The sequence below is a fragment of the Umezawaea endophytica genome (assembly GCF_025061645.1).
GTDB lineage: Bacteria > Actinomycetota > Actinomycetes > Mycobacteriales > Pseudonocardiaceae > Umezawaea > Umezawaea endophytica.
Genome location: NZ_JANYMP010000038.1, coordinates 7,324 through 27,166, shown reverse-complemented (window position 1 = coordinate 27,166; position 19,843 = coordinate 7,324). Strand labels below are relative to the sequence as shown.

Sequence of the window (19,843 nt, the reverse complement as noted above, 5' to 3'; positions counted from 1 at the left end):
CGGGCTCATGGCAGGCTCGGTGAAGTCGCGGCGTCGTTTACGTCACGGTCGACCGACGACCATCAGGCTTTAGCAGTACGCTTGTACCGCTTGCGCGGGTCGCGAGTAGGAACTCGAAGGGAGCAGTCCGAGAACATGGGCAAGATCAAGGTGCAGGGCACCGTCGTCGAACTCGACGGCGACGAGATGACCCGGATCATCTGGCAGTTCATCAAGGACAAGCTGATCCACCCGTACCTGGACGTCAACCTCGAGTACTACGACCTGGGCATCGAGCACCGGGACGCGACCGACGACCAGGTCACGATCGACGCGGCGAACGCCATCAAGAAGCACGGCGTCGGCGTCAAGTGCGCGACCATCACGCCGGACGAGGCGCGGGTCGAGGAGTTCGGCCTGAAGAAGATGTGGGTCTCGCCGAACGGCACGATCCGCAACATCCTCGGCGGCGTCGTCTTCCGCGAGCCGATCATCATCTCGAACATCCCGCGCCTGGTGCCGGGCTGGACGAAGCCGATCATCATCGGCCGCCACGCCCACGGCGACCAGTACAAGGCGACCAACTTCAAGGTCCCCGGCGCGGGCAAGCTGACCATCACGTTCCAGCCCGAGGACGGCTCCGAGCCGATCGAGCACGTGGTCGCCGAATACCCGGCCGACGGCGGCGTCGCGATGGGCATGTACAACTTCAACAAGTCCATCGAGGACTTCGCGCGCGCCTCGTTCTCCTACGGGTTGCAGCGCAACTACCCGGTGTACATGTCCACCAAGAACACCATCCTCAAGGCGTACGACGGCGCCTTCAAGGACATCTTCCAGAAGATCTTCGACGAGGAGTTCAAGGCGGAGTTCGACGCCAAGGGCCTCACGTACGAGCACCGCCTGATCGACGACATGGTCGCCGCCGCGATGAAGTGGGAGGGCGGCTACGTCTGGGCGTGCAAGAACTACGACGGTGACGTCCAGTCCGACACCGTGGCGCAGGGCTTCGGCTCGCTGGGCCTGATGACCTCGGTCCTGATGACCCCGGACGGCAAGACCGTCGAGGCCGAGGCGGCGCACGGCACCGTGACGCGGCACTACCGCCAGCACCAGGCGGGCAAGCCCACGTCCACCAACCCGATCGCGTCGATCTACGCGTGGACCGGTGGCCTGAAGCACCGCGGCAAGCTCGACGGCACCCCCGAGGTCACCAAGTTCGCGGAGACCCTGGAGCAGGTCGTCATCGAGACCGTGGAGAGCGGCAAGATGACCAAGGACCTCGCCGCGCTCGTGGGCAAGGACCAGGAGTGGCAGACGACCGAGGACTTCCTCGCGACGCTGGACGAGAACCTCCAGAAGAAGATGGCTTCCTTCTGACCTGATCTCGTGATTTGAAGGGCCCGACCGGATTCCGGTCGGGCCCTTCGTCTTGCGGGGGTGGCCGAAAGCCTTGAGTGCGAACGATTCAGGTCGATATGTTCCGGAACGGGTCGGAGGGCCTGTCCTGCTCCACTTCGTGGAGCCTTGTCCGGGGGGAACATCATCTTGTTCGCGAATTCAGCGCGCAGGTTAGTCGCGCTCACAGCAGCTTTAACGCTCAGCGGAACACTATGCGCCACCGCGTACGCCGAGGAGCCGGAACCCACCACGGAAACATCGACTCCCGTCGTGGAACCCGCGCCCACCACACCGGAGCCGGAAGTCGTGGCCGCGGGCGCGGATCCGGCGGTCACGGTGAAGGTGAACGGGGGTCCGTACCTCGTCGGCCAGAAGATCCCCGTCGAGATCACGGTCACCAACCTCGGCACCGCCATGGCCACGGGGGTGAAGGCGTACAACGAGTTCGTGAGCGGCTCGCGGCTCGGCATCAGTGGCTACGGCGAGCTGGGCACGCCGGCGGGCGCCTCCATCCCGGCCGGGGAGAAGCTGGTCGTCACCGCGGAGGGTTACGTCTACTCCTGGGCCGGTCAGCCGGTCAGCCGCATCAGGATCTACTCCGCCAACGACAGCTCGCTCGAGAACAACACCTTCGAGTGGGCCACCTCGATCGTCGAACCGGACTCGGGCAGGGGATCGGTCAGCGGGCTCGTCTACGGCGACGCCAACGGCAACGGTGCCGCCGACACCGGTGAGGGCCTGGCGGGCGTTCAGATCAACATCTCCAACGACCTCGATGTGGTCAGGGGCCGCACCGGTGCCGACGGTCGGTTCACGATCGGCGACCTGCCCCTGCGCCACTACCGGGTGTCCGCGGGCGACGCGCCGGACGGCTGGGTCGTGCGGTCGGCGTCCCGGAACGTCGACGTCGACGGCGACGAGTACCTGGAGTTCGGGGCGGTCCGCCCGTTCAGCGACCAGCTCGGGGTGTCGATCGACTTCACCGAGGACACCTACCAGGTGGGTCAGACCGCCGAGATGGTGGTGGTGCTCACGAACAAGGGCGACGCGGACATCAGCGGCGTCAAGGCGGGCTGCGACCGCAGCGGTGAGGGGCCGCACGTCGTCGACATGGTCCTCGGGGACCTGGCGTGGAACGCCGCGGGCGTGACCGTGCCCGCGGGCCGTTCGCGGACCCTGACGATCACCGGTGTCGTGCCCCCGCACGCGGCGGGCTTCGCCTCGGTCAAGGTTGCGTGCGACTTCGGCCCCGACGGCGACCCCAACGGGCATCCGTGGGCCAGCGACGTCGTGCGGGTGCCGGGCGCCGGACCCGGCGGCACCTTCGGCCACCTCTACTACGACCGCGACGGGGACACGATCGGTGACGCCGACGAGTTCGTGGCGGGCGTCGAGCTCGCCGCGTTCGACCGGATCACCGGCCTGTTCGCCGCCGCGACGACCACTGACGCCAACGGCCGGTGGGAGTTCACCAACCTCCCGGCGGGTCCGTACGAGCTGGAGATCCGCGGGCCGTGGAAGTTCGAGCACGGAACGATGGGCTTCTACATCGGCACCTGCGGACTCCACTGCGGCGGTGGCGTCACCGTCAGGATCCTGCCCGTCCCGGTCGACCCGGATCCCGAGCCGACCACGACCCAACCGACTCCGACCACGACCGCTCCCGCCGGTGGTGGCGGTGGCGGCTCCACGACCGGCGGAGGCCTGGCCACGACGGGCGCGAGCACGGTGGGTCTCACGGCGTTCGGCCTGCTGGTGCTGGTCGCGGGCGTCGGCGCGGTGACCGCCACGCGCAGGCGGCGCGGCGCCTGACCCCCGATCACGCGCTGAGGGCCCCTCAGCGCTCGGTGATCGCCTCACCCGTTGGGTTCGCTTGCCGGGTGGTTCCGCCGTCGAACCGTCCACACCGGCCTTCCGCTCGCTATACCTGCTGGTGGGTGGTCGATCGGGGAGGCGAGTGATGTTCGGGATTCCGGTGCGGGGCATGATCGTGATCGGGGTGCTGGTCGGTGCGGGGCTGATGTACGCCGCCAACGGCGGGAAGCCGATGGGTGAGGCGGACGCGTCGACCACGTGCCGGATGACCGTGACGGCGGACGTGCTGAACGTGCGGTCCGGGCCGGCCGACACGCAGCCGGTCCTGTCGACGTTGCAGCGCGACGCGGTGACGCGGGCCGAGCGCAAGGTCGAGAACGGGTACCGCATGCTCGACACCGGGCGCTGGGTGAACGAGGAGTTCGTCGCACCCACCTCCGAGAGCGAGTGCACGGTGACCTGATGGTCTGATATGTCCCATGTTCTCCCAGTGGTTCCGCGGCGGCGAAGCCGAGATGACGACGTGCGCGTGCGATCCGGAGTGGCCGGGTCTGGTCACCGAGGCCTACGGGGAGCCGCTCGAAGCGGTGCCCGCCGAGGCGTCGAGCGTGCTGGTCGGCATGCTCGGCCTGGTGGCGCACTGCACCGGCTGCCGGGCGCGCTACCCGTACGGCTTCCACACCGCGGCCCGTGGCTAGGCTTCCCGCGTGCTGACCGTGTCGACCGTGAACGTCAACGGCCTGCGTGCCGCCGCCAAGAAGGGCTACCTGGAGTGGCTCGACGCCACCGAGGCGGACGTCGTGTGCCTCCAGGAGGTCCGGGCCGAGCCGGGCCAGCTCACCGACGAGGTGCGTGAGCCGGACGGCTGGCACGTCGTCCACGCCCACTCGTCCGTCAAGGGCCGCAGCGGCGTCTCGCTGCTCAGCCGCACCGCCCCCGACGCCGTGCGGATCGGCTTCGGCGCCGAGGAGTTCGAGCTGAGCGGGCGCTACGTCGAGATGGAACTGCCCGGCGTCGTCGTGGCCAGCCTGTACCTGCCGAGCGGCGACGTCGACACCCCCAGGCAGGACGAGAAGGACCGGTTCATGACCGAGTTCCTCCCGTACCTGGTCGAGCTGCGCGAGAAGTCCGCCGCCGACGGCCGCGAGGTCGTCGTGTGCGGCGACTGGAACATTGCCCACCGCGAAGCCGACCTGAAGAACTGGAAGACCAACCAGAAGTCCTCCGGCTTCCTGCCGGGGGAACGCGCCTGGATGGACCGCGTCTTCGAGTCCGGCTACGTCGACGTCATGCGCAAGCTCCACCCCGACGTGACCGGCCCGTACACGTGGTGGTCGTACCGCGGGAAGGCGTTCGACGTCGATTCCGGGTGGCGGATCGATTACCAGATCAGCACCGAGGGGCTGGCCGAGCGGGCCGTCACGGCGGTGGTCGAACGCGCCGCGACGTACGCCGAACGCTGGTCCGACCACGCGCCGGTGACCGTGCGGTACGAGGACTGAGCCGGGTCGGGCCCGGTCGCGCCTGGAGGCGGTGGAAGTGCACGAACTCGTCGCGGACAGGGTGAACGAGATCGTCGACCTTTGCCGCCGCCTGGAGGTGCGCCGCCTCGACCTCTTCGGCTCCGCGCTCGGTGACGCGTTCGACGTCGCTTCGAGCGATGTCGACATCCTGGTCGAATTCGCCACCGGGCAAGGGATCGACCACTTCGGCACCTACTTCGCCCTGAAGGAGGGGCTGGAGGCCGTTCTGGGGAGGCCGGTCGACCTGGTGAGCGGATCGAGCATCCGCAACCCCTTCTTCCGGCAGCAGGTCATGGACACCAGGGAAACCCTTTATGCCGCGTGACCCCAGGCCCGATCCGCGCGGATCTGCTCGCCCAGCAGGGCGATTGACGGAGCGCTGGTCCGACCACGCGCCGGTGACCGTGCGGTACGAGGACTGATGTCCTTGCGCCAGGCCAGTCTTCGGGTGTAATCGGTGACGTCCCGGTGGTCCCCGTGGGACGTTGCCCCCTCCTGGACCGAGGGGATCACCGATGGGGTCGTTGAACCGGCGGGGCTTCTTCCGTGCGGCGGGTGTGGCTGGCGCGGGGGTGGTGTTGGGTGCGCCGCCCGCTTGGGCGCGTGGCGGTGGGACGACGTTAGACGTGGTGGCCACGCCGGTCGGGGCTGGTGGGTATCGGCGGTTGGCGGCTGGGCCGGGGTGGCCGGTTGTGGTGCGGGGTGAGTTGGCGACCGCGAATCCCAAGCGGGTTGAGCGGCGGAAGTCGTTGGCGTGCTTCGTGCAGTTCACCGACATGCACTCGGTGGACGCGCAGAGCCCGGCGCGGTTCGAGTACCTGCACCCGTTGATCCGGGGGTCGGCGCACCGGTCACAGGAGTTGTTCGCGAGCCGCACGTCGGCCGCGCTCGTGCGGAGGGTGAACGGGTTGCGCGGTGGGCCGTTCACCGGGCGGCCGGTCGACTTCGTGATGACCACCGGCGACAACACCGACAACCACCAGTCGAACGAGATGCGGTGGTACCTGGACGTCCTCAACGGCGGTGTCCTGACGCCCAACTCCGGCGACCCCCACCGGTACGAGGGCGTGCACAACTCGGGCAGCGAGCTGTACTGGCACCCCGAGTCGGCGTTCGCGGACCGGTACCGGGCCATCGGTTTCCCCGTCGTCCCCGGCCTGCTGGACGCGTCGATCCGGCCGTTCGCGAGTGAAGGCCTGCGGGTGCCGTGGTACTCGACGTTCGGCAACCACGACTCCGCCATGGCGGGCACGCTGCCCGACGGGCTGCCCCTGCTGGACGGCATGTTCACCGGCGACCAGAAGATCACCGGCTTCGACGACGCCATGACGCTCAAGCTGGTCCTCGCGCTCGTCGACCCGCACGGGGCGCCCGAGTTCGCCTCGCTCCTCAAGGAGGGCGTGACCCGCACGGTGACGCCGGACGCGCGGCGCAGGCCGTTCACCACGGCCGAGTTCGTCCGCGCGCACCTCCACCCGCGCAACACCGGGCCGGGACCGGTCGGGCACGGCTTCACGGCCGACAACGCCGACGGGATCGACGTGTTCTACAAGTTCCGGATCGCGCCCGGCGTCACGGGCGTCAGCCTGGACACCACGTCGGCGGGCGGGTACTCCGAGGGCGCGATCGGGCTGCACCAGTACCAGTGGCTGGAGAACGTGCTGCGGCGCGGCAGTTCCCGCTACTACGACGTGTTCGGCCGCCTGGTGCGGAAACCGGTCACCGACGAGCGGTTCGTGCTGTTCAGCCACCACACCAGCGGGACGATGACGAACACGCTGCCCGAGCAGCGGCGACCGCTCGAACCCAGGCTGACCGGCGACGCGCTCGTCGCGCTGCTCCAGCGCTACCCGAACGTGCTCGCCTGGGTCAACGGCCACACGCACACCAACGCGATCACGGCGCACGGCCACGCGACCCCGGAGCGCGCGTTCTGGGAGATCAACACGGCCGCGCACGTCGACTACCCGCAGCACGCACGGGTGATCGAGATCGCGGACAACGGGGACGGCACGCTGTCGCTGTTCACCACGCTCATCGAGGTCGACGCGCCCTACGAGGTCGACTACGACGACTTCTCCGCGACCGGATTGGCCTCGCTGGGCCGGGAATTCGCGTTCAACGACCTCCACGCGAACCCCGCGAAGGTCGGCACGCCCCTCGACCGCAACACCGAACTGCTGCTGGCGACCCGCTAGCCGACACGAGTGCGGCATCTCACTGGATAGACGGGAAGGAATTTCCACCGCCTAGGGTCGTTGACGTGGCAGTGGACATCTCCCTCAACGCACCCGAGCCCGTGCCGAGCGCCAGCGCGATGCGGCGGGCGCTTCGGCGGGCGAACGACGGGGTCGCGCTCGACGTGACCGAGGCCGCGGTGCTGCTGCACGCCCGCGGCGACGACCTCGAAGAGCTGTTCGGCGCCGCGGGGCGGGTGCGGGACGCGCACCTGCGCGCGGAGGGCCGCGAGGGCGTCGTGACGTACAGCCGGTCGGTGTTCATCCCGCTGACCCGGCTGTGCCGCGACCGGTGCCACTACTGCACGTTCGCGACCGTGCCGCACAAGCTGCCCGCGGCGTTCCTGGAACGCGACGAGGTCCTGGAGATCGCCAGGAAGGGCGCGGCCGCCGGGTGCAAGGAAGCGCTGTTCACCCTCGGTGACCGCCCGGAGGAGCGGTGGCCCGCCGCTCAGGAGTGGCTGGAGGCGCGCGGGTACTCGTCGACGCTCGACTACGTGCGGGCGTGCGCCATCGCGGTGCTGGAGGAGACCGGCCTGCTGCCGCACCTCAACCCCGGCGTGCTGAGCTGGGAGGAGTTGCAGCGGCTCAAGCCCGTCGCGTCCAGCATGGGGATGATGCTGGAGACCACGGCCACGCGGCTGTGGAGCGAGAAGGGCGGGCCGCACTACGGCAGCCCGGACAAGGAACCCGCGGTCCGCCTCCGGGTGCTGACCGACGCGGGCCGGGTGAACGTCCCGTTCACCACCGGCATCCTGATCGGCATCGGCGAAACGATCACGGAGCGTGCCGAGTCGCTGATGGCGATCCGGGGGATCGCCCAGCAGTACGGGCACATCCAGGAAGTGATCATCCAGAACTTCCGGGCCAAGCCGGACACGGCGATGCGCGGCATGCCCGACGCCGACCTGCACGAGCTGGCCGCGACCATCTCGGTCGCCCGGCTGCTCATGCCGTCGACGACGAGCGTGCAGGCGCCGCCGAACCTCGTCGGCGACGAGTTCCCGATGATGCTGCGCGCCGGGATCGACGACTGGGGCGGCGTCTCGCCGATCACCCCGGACCACGTGAACCCCGAACGCCCGTGGCCGCACATCGACGAGCTGGTCGAGCGCACGAAGGCCGTCGGGTACGACCTCCGCGAGCGCCTCAACGTCTACCCGCGCTACGTCCGCGCGATGGCGGGCCAGTGGATCGACAGCAGGCTCACCGGCCACGTCGCCGCGCTCGCGTCGGCCGACGGGCTCGCAAACGCTTCCGCGGAGGTCGTCGGACGTGAGTGGCAGGAGCCGGACGGCGGCGTCGACACCTACGGCCGCGCGGACCTCAACACGTCCATCGACACCGAGGGCCGCACGGAGGACCGCCGGAGCGACTTCGAGACCGTCTACGGCGACTGGTCGTCCCTCAGCGTCCCCAAGGCCGTTTCCCGGCTTCCTGAGGACGTGGGCCGGGCGTTGAGCCTCGCCGCGGACAACCCCGCGGGCATCCTGGACGACACGGACGCCGCCATGGCGCTGCTGACGGCCGACGGCGACGCGCTGGAGACCATGACCCGCCTCGCCGACGAGCTGCGCGCGAGCGTGGTCGGCGACGACGTGACCTACGTGGTCAACCGCAACATCAACTTCTCGAACGTCTGCTACGTCGGCTGCCGCTTCTGCGCCTTCGCGCAGCGCGAACGCGACGCCGACGCGTTCCGGCTGTCCACCGACGAGGTCGTGGACCGCGCGCAGGAGGCGTGGGACGCGGGCGCCACCGAGGTCTGCATGCAGGGCGGCATCGACCCGAAGCTGCCGGTCACCTACTACGCGGACGTCGTCCGGGCCATCAAGAAGCGGCTGCCCGGCATGCACGTCCACGCGTTCAGCCCGATGGAGATCGTCAGCGCCGCCGCCAAGGCGGGCGTGAGCGTCCGCGAATGGCTCCAGGAGTTGAAGGACGCCGGTCTCGACACGATTCCAGGCACGGCCGCCGAGATCCTCGACGACGACGTCCGCTGGGTCCTCACCAAGGGCAAGCTGCCGACCGCCACGTGGCTGGAGGTCGTCGGCACGGCGCACGAGGTCGGCATCCGCTCGTCCTCCACGATGATGTACGGCCACGTGGACCACCCCGGTCACTGGCTCGGCCACTTCCGCACCCTCGCGGCGCTCCAGGACCGCACCGGAGGCCTCACCGAGTTCGTCGGACTGCCGTTCGTGCACCGCAACGCGCCCATCTACCTCGCGGGTGTCGCCCGCCCCGGCCCGACCCGCCGCGACAACCGCGCCGTGCACGCGTTCGCGCGGCTCGCACTGCACGGCCGCGTCGACAACGTGCAGGTCTCGTGGGTGAAGCTCGGTGACGAGGGCACCTCGGAGGTGCTGCGCGGCGGTGCCAACGACCTGGGCGGAACGCTCATGGAGGAGACGATCAGCCGCATGGCCGGCTCCGAGCACGGGTCCGCCAGGACGGCCGAGCAACTGGTCGCCACGGCGGCGCTCGCGGGCCGCACGGCGCGGCAGCGGACTACGACGTACGGACGAGTCGAAACTGTGAGGAAGACCCCACTCGTGGAGAGCGCACCCCTTGACCGCTAATCTTCGGCCGGTCGCGTTCACCGGAGTGGCGGATGAGAATCGCACAGCTTCGGTAGGGTCGCGGCATCCAGGCCACAGAGTTCACCCGAAGTGGTGACGGCTGTCTTCTGAGGAGGCTCGGCAGTGCGCGGTCGCAGTGCGGCTTTGAGTCTGGTCGTCGTGTCCACCACGTCCGTCCTGCTGTCGCCGGGGGTCGCACTGGCCGCTGACGGCACGGTGGCGCGGACGGCCTTCGACAGCGCCCTGGCGGGCCCTGTCGGCGTCGGTGCGGTCGCGGTGGGCGTCATCGGCCTGGTCACCGGTTTCCTGCGGCGCCGCAAGGGCGTCGTCGTCTCCGAGCAGAACCAGCGCGTGGTCACCCCGCCGACCTCGGACACCCCCACACCAGCACCGGCCACCACCCAGGCCTGAGCACCCGGCACAATCAGTTCCGTGTCGACCGAGAGCGCAACCCCCACCAGCCGTCCCCGAGTCCTGTCCGGCATCCAGCCGACAGCGGGCTCGTTCCACCTGGGCAACTACCTGGGCGCGGTCAGGCAGTGGGTCGCCTTGCAGGAATCGCACGACGCGTTCTACTGCGTCGTCGACCTGCACGCCATCACGGTCGAACAGGACCCCAAGACGCTGAGGCAGAACTCCAGGGTGTCGGCCGCGCAGTTGCTGGCGCTGGGGATCGACCCGGAGCGGTCGGCTTTGTTCGTGCAGAGCCACGTTCCGGAGCACGCCCAGTTGGGGTGGGTGATGCAGTGCTTGACCGGGTTCGGTGAGGCCGGGCGGATGACCCAGTTCAAGGACAAGTCGGCTCGGCAGACGGCTGATCACGTCGGGGTGGGGTTGTTCACGTACCCGATCTTGCAGGCCGCGGATATTTTGTTGTACCAGACGCAGTTCGTTCCCGTTGGGGAGGATCAGCGGCAGCACCTGGAGTTGACGCGGGATCTGGCGCAGCGGTTCAACAAGCGGTATGGGAAGACTTTTCGGGTTCCTGAGGCTTATATTGTCAAGGACACGGCTAAGATTTATGATCTTCAGGATCCTGCGGCGAAGATGAGCAAGTCTGTGCCTGCTGGGATGGTGGAGTTGTTGGAGGATCCCAAGCGGTCCGCCAAGAAGATTCGTTCGGCTGTTACTGATGCTGGGCGTGAGGTTGTGTTTGATGTGGTGGAGAAGCCTGGGGTCAGTAATCTGTTGACCATTTACTCGGCGTTGACCGGGCGGGCTGTTCCGGAGTTGGAAGCGGATTATGCTGGTCGGGGTTATGGGGATTTGAAGAAGGACCTGGGTGAGGTGTTCACGGAATTCGTGACTCCTGTGCAGGCTCGGGTTGCTGCTTATCTTGATGATCCGGCTGAGTTGGACAAGGTGTTGGCTCGGGGGGCTGAGAGGGCTCGTGAGGTGGCGTCTGTGACGTTGGCTCGGGCTTATGAGCGGATTGGGTTTTTGGCGCCTGCGTAGTGAGTGATGAGCTGCCGGTGGGTTGGGGGCTGGGTGGCTGTTTGTGTGGGTGGTGTTTGGGTTGGGCGGTTGCGTAGGTGGGTGTGGTCGATTTGACTTGGGGCCCCTCTTTTTGGCGCTAGTCGGGCAAAAACGGCAGGTGGAAAGCTTGCCGCCCGACTGAGTTTAGCGCCAAAAACCCCAAGTAAAATCGACCACAGTTGCATGCGGATGTTGCGTGACGTTGTGGCTGAGTAAAGACATAAAGGTATTAAAGCTGATTGGCTGGCTTAGTAGGATAGGCTGCCGATTTCCTGACTGGTGCCATGTGCTTGCTTGAGGCCGATTTTACTTGGGGTTTTGCCCCTTAAAATTGATGATCGGGTAGGTCTTCAGCCTGCCCTTTTGGCCCGATCAAAGGGGCAAAAGAGGGGTCCCCAAGTCAAATCGGCCGGCTCCAGGATCACCCCAAACGAACCGCCCTGCACTCGACGACCCACCCCACACGTACCCGCAACACACACCCACCCCACACGTACCCGGCACACACCCAGGCACACGTACCCGGCACACACCCAGGCAAGTACCAACGTGCAGGTCAAGGTAACCCTGGGTAGCGTCACCCCGTGGCGGAAAGCGAATCCAAGATCGACAAGCTTCGGCGGCAGCACGCGTGGCTGGATCACATCATGCGGGCTGTGCAGCGGTACACCGAGAGTTACGGCTCGCACTACGCCGCCGCGGTGACGTACTTCAGCGTGCTCTCGCTGGTTCCCATCCTGATGATCGCCTTCGCCGTCGCCGGTATCGTCCTGTCGTCCCAGCCGGACCTCCTGGACGAACTGAGGGTGGCCATACAGGACGCGGTTCCCGGCACCCTGGGGGACACCCTCAACCAGGTTGTGGAGCAGGCGATCGAGTCCAAGGGCACGGTCGGTGTCCTCGGGCTCCTGGGCGCCGCGTACTCGGGGCTCGGGTGGATGGCTAACCTGCGGGACGCGTTGACCGCGCAGTGGGGGCATCCGAAGGCGGATCTGCCGTTCCTGAAGACCTACCTGAAGGACCTCCTGGCCCTCCTCGGGCTCGGGACCGCGCTCGTCGTGTCCTTCGGCATCACGGCGGCGGGGTCCGGGTTCGCGAACCTGCTGCTCCGGCTGGTGGGGCTGGAGGGTGTCGGGTGGGCCGAGTTCCTGTTGAAGGTCGGGACGATCGTGCTCGGTCTGGCCGCCAACTGGCTCGTCTTCCTCTGGGTGCTCGCGAAGCTCCCCAGGGACCCGGTGACCTGGCGCAGCGCCTTCAAGGGCGCGCTCGCGGCCAGTATCGGGTTCGAGGTGCTGAAGCAGGTGGCCACGATCTACCTGTCCAGCGTGACCAGTTCTCCGGCTGGCGCGGCGTTCGGGCCGGTCATCGGCATCCTGGTGTTCGCGAACCTGGTGGCGCAGTTCCTGCTCTTCATCACCGCCTGGACGGCAACGGCCACGGACAACCTGCCGGAGAAGGTCATCCCGGCGCCTGTGCCCGCCGTCATCCGGCCGACGATCATGGTCACCAGCCGACCCAGCACCCGCACCGCCGCGAGCCTCGTCGGTGCGGGTCTGCTGGCCGGGTTGACCCTCAGGTCCAGAAAACCGCGACGCCCACGTTGAGCACGACCAAGCCGGCCAACGCCCGCGGCAGCCACGTCGGTGCCGCGGGCTTGCGCACGTAGGCGAACGCGAGCACGCCGATCACGACGAGCACCAGCAGCTTCACGCCGACCTTGAAGTGGTCGTAGTCCTTGTCGGTCAGCGGTGCCAGCCCGACCAATGCCAGGCCGGTGAGCAGTTGCAGCCCGGAGCCGTGCAGCCAGCCCTTGTTCAGCGGCGCACCCGCTCCCGCGCGCAACTGGAGGAAGAACATCGCGACGAGCATCCCCATGCCGAGCAGGTGCAGGAACACCAGCAGCAGTCGCACGAATTCCACGGGACGGGCCTCCAAGGCGTGGTGGGTCAGGAACGCGGGGCGCGCAGGGCCAGCAGGCCCCGCACCCCCAGCACCCCGATCACGGTCCCGAACGTCAACGACGCCACGACCAGCACGAGGTGCACGGTGAAGAACGCGGTCGCGCCGTCGTCCCACGAGCGCGGGTCCTTCCAGATGTTGCGCAGGAAGGTAGGCCAGATCACCCACGACCACACCCCGAAGGCGACCAGGAACGCGGACATCCACCGGGAGAGCTTCACCCGAGCAGTATCGGACGTGGTGGGTGCACGTCACCCGACGGGGGTGGATAGCCTGGTCGGGTGCCTTCCACCGTTCGACGGCCCGCCCTTGCCCTGGTCCTGTCCGTCTGCACGCTGATCGCAAGCGCCGCACTGGTCTCGCCGATCGGCACCGCGCAGCCCGCTCCCGTGCGGGTGGCACAGCCCGCGAACTGCGAGAACCGCGTGAGTCCCCCGCCTCCGGTCGACACGTCGGAACAGGTGCCGGACGGCATGAAGCCGCCCAGCCCGCTGCCGGTCCCGGAGACGCCCGTCGGCGGCGAACGCCTGGCGGAGTGCGCGCTGGTGCTGCCCGCGAACGCGAAGCCCGTGCCGGACGGCGTGACGGCGGCGAGCTGGGTGGTGGCGGACATGGACAGCGGCGCCGTGCTGGCGGCGTACGACCCGCACGGCAGGCAGCGCCCCGCCTCGGTGATGAAGGTGCTGCTGGCCATGGTGGTGGCCAAGGAGCTGCCGCTGGACACGACGGTCGTGGCGACGCAGGAGGACGTGGACCAGGAGTGCACGTGCGTCGGTCTGCGCGACGGCGGCCAGTACACCGTGGACCAGCTCATGCAGGCGCTGCTGATGATGTCCGGCAACGACGTGGCGCACACGCTCGCGCGGCGGCTGGGCGGTGTGCCCAGCGCGGTCCGCAAGATGAACGCGCTGGCCGTCGAGCTGGGCGCGCTGGACACGCGGGCGATCACCCCGTCCGGCCTCGACGCCCCCGGCACGAGCACGTCGGCCTACGACGTGGCGCTGATCTTCCGCGCGGCCATGAAGTACCCGGAGTTCGCCAAGGCGATCGGCACCCCGCAGATCAACTTCCCCGCGCCGAGCGGCCGGGGCACGATCCAGGTGGTCAACGACAACCTCCTGCTGGGCAACTACGAGGGCGCGCTCGGCGGTCGGGCCGGTTACACCGACGACGCCCTGAACACCTACGTGGGCGCGGCGGAACGCGGCGGCAAGCGGCTCATCGTCGGGCTGCTGCGCGGTACGAAGCAGGCGGCGCCGATCGCCGACCAGGCGGTGGCGCTGCTCGACTACGGCTTCGAGCTCCAGGGTTCCGGCGACATCGGCAGGCTGGTGGACGGCGCGCCACAGGCGAAGAAGAAGACCACCGAGCCCAAGCCGACCGAGACCAGCGTCCCCGGCGCCCCGAACGGCACCGGCGGCGACGTGAACAAGCTGACGGCGGGCAAGACCCCGATGGAGGCCGCGTTCGGCAACGTCGGCCTGCCGGTCACCGGTGTCGCGGCGCTGGGCGTCCTGCTGGGACTGGTCATGTACCTGCGGTCGTTGCGGGCCAAGAAGGCCCGTGCCCGCCGCAACGCCGAACAAGAGGCGAAGCTGGCGCAGCTCGGTCTGTGACCCCGGAAACCGAAGAGCCCCCCACCCGACGACCGGGTGGGGGGCTCTTCGGTTCAGGCCGCGTCAGACCCGCTTGAACAGCAGCGCGCGCTTCACTTCCTGGATCGCCTTCGTCACCTGGATGCCGCGGGGGCACGCGTCGGTGCAGTTGAAGGTCGTGCGGCAGCGCCACACGCCCTCCTTGTCGCTGAGGATGTCCAGCCGCTCCTCGGCGCCCTCGTCCCGGCTGTCGAAGATGAACCGGTGCGCGTTCACGATCGCGGCGGGCCCGAAGTACGAGCCGTCCGACCAGTACACCGGGCACGACGTGGTGCAGCAGGCGCACAGGATGCACTTGGTGGTGTCGTCGAACCGCTCGCGGTCCGCCGCCGACTGCAACCGCTCCCGCGTCGGCTCGGGGGAGTAGTTGATCAGGTACGGCTGCACGGCGCGGAACGCCTCGAAGAACGGCTCCATGTCGACCAGCAGGTCCTTGTGGACCGGCAGACCCTTGATGGGCTCGATGGTGATCGTGGTCGGCTTGCCGCCCGCGGACAGCAGGTCCTTCAGCAGCACCTTGCACGCCAAGCGGTTCACGCCGTTGATGCGCATCGCGTCCGAGCCGCAGATGCCGTGCGCGCACGACCGGCGGAACGTCAGGGTGCCGTCCAGGTACCACTTCACGTAGTGCAGCAGGTTCAGCACGCGGTCCGACGGGAGGGCCGGGATCTCGAAGGAGTCCCAGCGCGGTTCGTCGTCGAACTCGGTGTTGAAGCGCCGGATCTTCACCGTGACGGTGATCGCGCCCTCGGGCACCGGCGGCTCGGAGCCCTTCGAGCCCGAGGCGGACGTCTGTTCAGCAGTAGAGGCGGTCATCAGTACTTGCGCTCCATCGGCTGGTACCGGGTAAAGGTCACGGGCTTGTAGTCAAGCCGGATGTCGGCGGCCAGCGCCTCGCCCTGCTTGTAGTACATGCTGTGGCGCATGAAGTTCGTGTCGTCGCGGGTCGGGTAGTCCTCGCGGGCGTGACCGCCGCGCGACTCCTTCCGCGCCAGCGCGCCGACGACCAGCACCTCGGCCAGCTCAAGCAGGAAGCCGAGCTCGACCGCTTCGAGCAGGTCCGTGTTGAACCGCTTGCCCTTGTCCTGCACGGTGATCCGCGCGTAGCGCTCCTTGAGCGCCTGCACGTCGTGCAGCGCCTGCTTCAACGTGTCCTCGGTGCGGTACACCGACGCGTTGGCGTCCATGGTGGCCTGCAACGCGATGCGGATGTCCGCGACGCGCTCGTGGCCGTGCTCGGACAGCACCAGCGCGACCTGCGCCTCGACGGCGGCGGCCGGGTTCTCCGGCAGGTCGAGCTGCTCGTGCGCCAGCGCGTACTCCGCGGCGGCGATGCCCGCGCGGCGGCCGAACACGTTGATGTCCAGCAGCGAGTTCGTGCCCAGGCGGTTCGCGCCGTGCACCGAGACGCACGCGCACTCGCCCGCCGCGTACAGGCCGGGGACGACGTGGTCGTTGTCCCGCAGCACTTCGCCGTGGACGTTGGTCGGGATGCCGCCCATGGCGTAGTGCGCCGTCGGGTACACCGGGACCGGCTCGGTCACCGGGTCGACCGCGAGGTACGTGCGGGCGAACTCGGTGATGTCCGGGAGCTTCGTCTCCAGCACCTCGGCGCCGAGGTGCGTGCAGTCCAGCAGCACGTAGTCCTTGTTCGGACCCGCGCCGCGGCCCTCCAACACCTCCAGGGCCATGGAGCGGGCGACGATGTCGCGCGGCGCCAGGTCCTTGATGGTCGGCGCGTACCGCTCCATGAACCGCTCGCCGTCGGCGTTGCGCAGGATCGCGCCCTCGCCGCGGGCGCCCTCGGTGAGCAGGATGCCCAGGCCCGCGAGGCCGGTCGGGTGGAACTGGTAGAACTCCATGTCCTCCAGCGGCAGGCCCTTGCGGAACACGATGCCCATGCCGTCGCCGGTCAGGGTGTGCGCGTTCGACGTGGTCTTGAAGACCTTGCCGAAGCCGCCGGTCGCGAAGACCACGGACTTGGCCTGGAACACGTGGATCTCGCCGGTCGCGAGCTCGTAGGCGACCGCGCCGGTGCACACCGGGCCGTCGGCCGTCTCGGTCAGGCAGATGTCGAGCACGTAGAACTCGTTGAAGAACTCGATGCCGTGCTTGACGCAGTTCTGGTACAGCGTCTGGAGGATCATGTGACCGGTGCGGTCCGCCGCGTAGCAGGCCCGGCGCACGGCGGCCTCGCCGTGGTTGCGGGTGTGCCCGCCGAAGCGCCGCTGGTCGATCTTGCCCTCGGGCGTGCGGTTGAACGGCAGGCCCATCTTCTCCAGGTCGAGGACCGCGTCGATGGCCTCCTTCGCCATGATCTCGGCGGCGTCCTGGTCGACCAGGTAGTCACCGCCCTTGATCGTGTCGAAGGTGTGCCACTCCCAGTTGTCCTCCTCGACGTTCGCGAGGGCGGCGCACATGCCGCCCTGCGCCGCGCCGGTGTGCGACCTGGTCGGGTACAGCTTGGTCAGCACCGCGGTGCGGGCGCGCTGACCGGACTCGATGGCCGCGCGCATACCCGCGCCACCCGCACCGATGATCACTACGTCGTACTTGTGGAACTGCATTTCACGTTCTCCCGCAGCGCGTCAGTCGGTGATGTTCGGGTCGAAGGTGAAGATCACGAACGTGCCGAGGGAAATGATCAACACCATCGAGACGTAGAGCAGGATCTTCAGCCAGAACCGGGTGGCGTCCTTGCGGGCGTAGTCGTTGATCACCGTGCGGAGGCCGTTCCCGCCGTGGATCTGCGCGAGCCAGAGCATCGACAGGTCCCACATCTGCCAGAACGGCGATGCCCAGCGACCGGCGACGAAACCGAAGTTGATGCGGTGCACGCCGCCGTCGAGGACGTTCATGATGAACAGGTGCCCGAGCACCAGCACGACGAGCGCCATGCCCGAGATGCGCATGAACAGCCAGCTATAAAGTTCGAAGTTGCTGCGGCGGGCGGCGGGCCTGCGCGGCGCGCGGGGCTTGGCCAGGCCGAGTGCGTTCGACATCACTTGCCCCCGAACAGGTCGGACAGCGTCCGCTCGATCATGAAGTAGGCGCCGGGCACCATGACGACGACCCAGATGCCGAGGGTCGCCCAGAGCATGGCGCGCTGGAAGCGCGGGCCCTTCTCCCAGAAGTCGACCAGCATGATGCGGATGCCGTTGAGCGCGTGGTAGAGCACCGCGCCGACGAGACCGATCTCCATCACGTTGACGACCGGGTTCTTGTACACCTCGATCACCGCGTCGTACGTCTGCGGCGACACCCGGACGAGCGCGGTGTCGATCACGTGCGCGAAGAGGAAGAAGAAGGTGAGCACGCCGGTGATGCGGTGGGCGACCCATGACCACATGCCCAGATCGCCGCGGTACAGCGTGCCGCCCCCTCGGGAGGTGCCCTCCCGCTCGGTCGCGGTGGTACTGGCCATGCGCAACGGCCTCCAACGTCAGTGGTGGTTGGTCTGTGAACTCAACTATTGAGAAAGACCTTGACCATCCGATGCTAGACCTGTGAACACGAACGGACCCAACGGCCGCACCCGCTCTGTGATCGATGGAACACGGTGTCGTTCTTCTGGGTGACCTGTATCGATCCGCCCGGTCGGAACCGTTCACGAACGGGAATTCCGGCGCCCCCTGGAAAGGGTGCGGCGGCCGGTACCCCGCCAGGTCCCGGCCGCCGCGTGGCGCGCGCCACCCGCTTCACGCACGGCGGGCCCATCCGGTTCGCGCGGATTCACCCGGAGGGGACTTCGGTGGCGGATTTCCACAGTTGACCTTCCCGAGGAGCGCGGGACCACCGTTCCGGGTGCTTCCTGGCCACGCCCAGAGACGGGCGGGTTACGTCGAGTGGCGAACGATGTCGATCGCATCAACGATTAGGTCACGTGCGAGCCGGCGTGCGTCCTGAGGCCATTACCAGGGGGTACGGTTCGCCACTCGGAAGGCCCGACGGCGTCGTTGTCGGGAATGTCTGCTCGGTTGAGCAGGGAGGGAGACGAGCCGTGCGTCGTCGAATGCGGGGCATCGCGGTTGCCGCGATCGCGCTGACCAGCGTCATGTCGATGGCAGCGTGTGCCAAGGACTCTGGCGGCAACACCACCAGCGGGGGGTCGAGCGGGACCGCCGCCAGCGGCTGCAAGCTGGCCGAGAAGCCCGCCGCCGCGGCCGCGAGCAGCAGCACCGCCGGTGACGCCACGAAGGTGGACGGCAGCGCGCTCAAGGTCGGCCTGGCCTACGACATCGGTGGCCGTGGCGACGCGTCGTTCAACGACTCCGCCGCCGCCGGTCTGGACAAGGCCAAGACGGACCTGGGCCTGAAGGCCGAGAACGTCAAGGAGCTGACCGCCGCCCCGAACGAGGCCGAGGACGCGAAGCAGACCCGCCTCCGCCAGCTCGCGACCGACGGCTTCAGCCCGATCGTGGCCGTGGGCTTCGCCTACGCCGAGTCGCTGAAGGTCGTCGCCCCCGAGTTCCCGAACGTCAAGTTCGGCATCGTGGACGGTGTCGTCGAGGGCGCCCCGAACGTGACCGGCCTGGTGTTCGCCGAGGAGCAGGGCTCCTTCCTCGCGGGCGTCATCGCCGCGTACCAGAGCAAGGGCTGCCACATCGGCTTCGTCGGCGGCGTGAGCATCCCGCTGATCCAGAAGTTCGAGGCGGGCTACGTCCAGGGCGCCAAGGTGGCCGCCCCGGACATCAAGATCGAGCAGAAGTACCTGACCCCGGCCGGTGACTTCACCGGGTTCCAGGACCCGGCCAAGGGCCAGGCCGTCGCGCAGGGCCAGATCGACTCCGGCGCCGACGTGATCTACCACGCGTCCGGCGCGTCCGGCAAGGGCGTCTTCGCCGCCGCCAAGGCGGGCAACGTCAAGGCCATCGGCGTCGACTCCGACCAGTACAACCAGGCCACGGTCGCCGAGTCCAAGGACGTGATCGTCTCGTCCATGCTCAAGCGCGTCGACGTCGCGGTCTTCGACTTCGTCAAGGCCGTCGCGAAGAACGACCTGGCGAGCCTGCCGAAGGTCTTCGACCTCAAGGTCGACGGCGTCGGCTACGCCACCTCCGGTGGCAAGATCGACGCCGACCTGGCGGCGGTCCTCGAGGGCTACAAGGCCCAGATCATCGCAGGCAAGATCACCGTCTCGGACAAGCCGAGCAGCTAACGTCAGACTGCCGGTCGTGCTGGGCCCCGCGAGCACGTCTCGTGGGGCCCAGCACGTC

The 19,843-nt window shown here is 68.3% G+C and carries 19 protein-coding genes; 13 read left to right on the top strand and 6 right to left on the bottom strand.

The window, feature by feature from the left end:
* Positions 1-135 precede the first annotated feature (135 nt).
* From NZH93_RS44110 to yhjD, 11 genes are all read left to right on the top strand, one after another.
* Positions 136-1,359 carry an NADP-dependent isocitrate dehydrogenase gene (locus tag NZH93_RS44110; protein ID WP_259629317.1) on the top strand — a complete coding sequence of 408 codons (1,224 nt, stop codon included), beginning with the start codon at positions 136-138 and terminating at the stop codon, positions 1,357-1,359.
* Positions 1,360-1,650: 291 nt separating this feature from the next.
* Complete coding sequence (locus tag NZH93_RS44105) at positions 1,651-3,192, top strand: hypothetical protein (protein ID WP_259629316.1); 1,542 nt, start codon at positions 1,651-1,653, stop codon at positions 3,190-3,192.
* A gap of 148 nt (positions 3,193-3,340) precedes the next feature.
* Positions 3,341-3,658, top strand: a complete 318-nt coding sequence (locus tag NZH93_RS44100) for an SH3 domain-containing protein (RefSeq protein ID WP_259629315.1) — start codon at positions 3,341-3,343, stop codon at positions 3,656-3,658.
* 16 nt (positions 3,659-3,674) lie between these two features.
* Positions 3,675-3,893, top strand: a complete 219-nt coding sequence (locus NZH93_RS44095) for a hypothetical protein (RefSeq protein ID WP_259629314.1) — start codon at positions 3,675-3,677, stop codon at positions 3,891-3,893.
* A 9-nt stretch (positions 3,894-3,902) separates the two neighbouring features.
* On the top strand, positions 3,903-4,697 hold the full coding sequence (locus NZH93_RS44090) for an exodeoxyribonuclease III (protein WP_259629313.1): 795 nt from the start codon (positions 3,903-3,905) through the stop codon (positions 4,695-4,697).
* Between the two features lie 37 nt (positions 4,698-4,734).
* Positions 4,735-5,043, top strand: a complete 309-nt coding sequence (locus NZH93_RS44085) for a nucleotidyltransferase family protein (RefSeq protein WP_259629312.1) — start codon at positions 4,735-4,737, stop codon at positions 5,041-5,043.
* Positions 5,044-5,233: 190 nt separating this feature from the next.
* Positions 5,234-6,916, top strand: a complete 1,683-nt coding sequence (locus NZH93_RS44080; protein WP_259629311.1) for a TIGR03767 family metallophosphoesterase — start codon at positions 5,234-5,236, stop codon at positions 6,914-6,916.
* 65 nt (positions 6,917-6,981) lie between these two features.
* Positions 6,982-9,537: a bifunctional FO biosynthesis protein CofGH gene (locus NZH93_RS44075; RefSeq protein ID WP_259629310.1), complete on the top strand. Its 2,556-nt coding sequence runs from the start codon at positions 6,982-6,984 to the stop codon at positions 9,535-9,537.
* Between the two features lie 123 nt (positions 9,538-9,660).
* Positions 9,661-9,948 carry a hypothetical protein gene (locus NZH93_RS44070; protein WP_259629309.1) on the top strand — a complete coding sequence of 96 codons (288 nt, stop codon included), beginning with the start codon at positions 9,661-9,663 and terminating at the stop codon, positions 9,946-9,948.
* Positions 9,949-9,969: 21 nt separating this feature from the next.
* The gene (gene trpS, locus NZH93_RS44065) at positions 9,970-10,992 is read left to right on the top strand and encodes a tryptophan--tRNA ligase (protein ID WP_259629308.1); all 1,023 of its coding nucleotides are present in this window, start codon (positions 9,970-9,972) and stop codon (positions 10,990-10,992) included.
* 605 nt (positions 10,993-11,597) lie between these two features.
* Positions 11,598-12,617, top strand: a complete 1,020-nt coding sequence (yhjD, locus tag NZH93_RS44060) for an inner membrane protein YhjD (RefSeq protein WP_259629307.1) — start codon at positions 11,598-11,600, stop codon at positions 12,615-12,617.
* Here the strand turns inward: yhjD and NZH93_RS44055 are convergent.
* Both NZH93_RS44055 and NZH93_RS44050 read right to left on the bottom strand, forming a co-directional pair.
* Positions 12,586-12,933 carry a hypothetical protein gene (locus NZH93_RS44055; RefSeq protein ID WP_259629306.1) on the bottom strand — a complete coding sequence of 116 codons (348 nt, stop codon included), beginning with the start codon at positions 12,931-12,933 and terminating at the stop codon, positions 12,586-12,588. The genes yhjD and NZH93_RS44055 overlap by 32 nt on opposite strands.
* Before the next feature lie 26 nt (positions 12,934-12,959).
* Complete coding sequence (locus NZH93_RS44050; RefSeq protein ID WP_259629305.1) at positions 12,960-13,193, bottom strand: SCO4848 family membrane protein; 234 nt, start codon at positions 13,191-13,193, stop codon at positions 12,960-12,962.
* Positions 13,194-13,253: 60 nt separating this feature from the next.
* Between NZH93_RS44050 and NZH93_RS44045 the strand changes: the two genes are divergently transcribed.
* Entirely contained in the window at positions 13,254-14,588 is a 1,335-nt protein-coding gene (locus NZH93_RS44045) for a D-alanyl-D-alanine carboxypeptidase family protein (RefSeq protein WP_259629304.1), read from the top strand.
* Between the two features lie 63 nt (positions 14,589-14,651).
* Here the strand turns inward: NZH93_RS44045 and NZH93_RS44040 are convergent, their stop codons facing one another.
* From NZH93_RS44040 to sdhC, 4 genes are read right to left on the bottom strand one after another with little or no spacing between them, the layout of a single operon-like run.
* Positions 14,652-15,443 (bottom strand): succinate dehydrogenase iron-sulfur subunit, encoded by a 792-nt coding sequence (locus NZH93_RS44040; protein ID WP_259629303.1) that lies wholly within the window; start codon positions 15,441-15,443, stop codon positions 14,652-14,654.
* Positions 15,443-17,194, bottom strand: a complete 1,752-nt coding sequence (gene sdhA / locus NZH93_RS44035; RefSeq protein ID WP_259629302.1) for a succinate dehydrogenase flavoprotein subunit — start codon at positions 17,192-17,194, stop codon at positions 15,443-15,445. Before sdhA ends, NZH93_RS44040 begins: the two co-directional genes overlap by 1 nt.
* A gap of 21 nt (positions 17,195-17,215) precedes the next feature.
* Positions 17,216-17,629: a succinate dehydrogenase hydrophobic membrane anchor subunit gene (locus NZH93_RS44030; protein WP_259629301.1), complete on the bottom strand. Its 414-nt coding sequence runs from the start codon at positions 17,627-17,629 to the stop codon at positions 17,216-17,218.
* A complete protein-coding gene (gene sdhC, locus NZH93_RS44025) occupies positions 17,629-18,051 on the bottom strand; it encodes a succinate dehydrogenase, cytochrome b556 subunit (RefSeq protein WP_259629300.1) in 423 nt (140 codons plus the stop codon). Before sdhC ends, NZH93_RS44030 begins: the two co-directional genes overlap by 1 nt.
* A gap of 588 nt (positions 18,052-18,639) precedes the next feature.
* On the opposite strand from sdhC, the gene NZH93_RS44020 reads away from it, so the two are divergent.
* Positions 18,640-19,785, top strand: coding sequence for a BMP family lipoprotein (locus tag NZH93_RS44020; protein WP_259629364.1), 1,146 nt, complete (start codon positions 18,640-18,642; stop codon positions 19,783-19,785).
* The last annotated feature ends 58 nt before the right edge of the window (positions 19,786-19,843 follow it).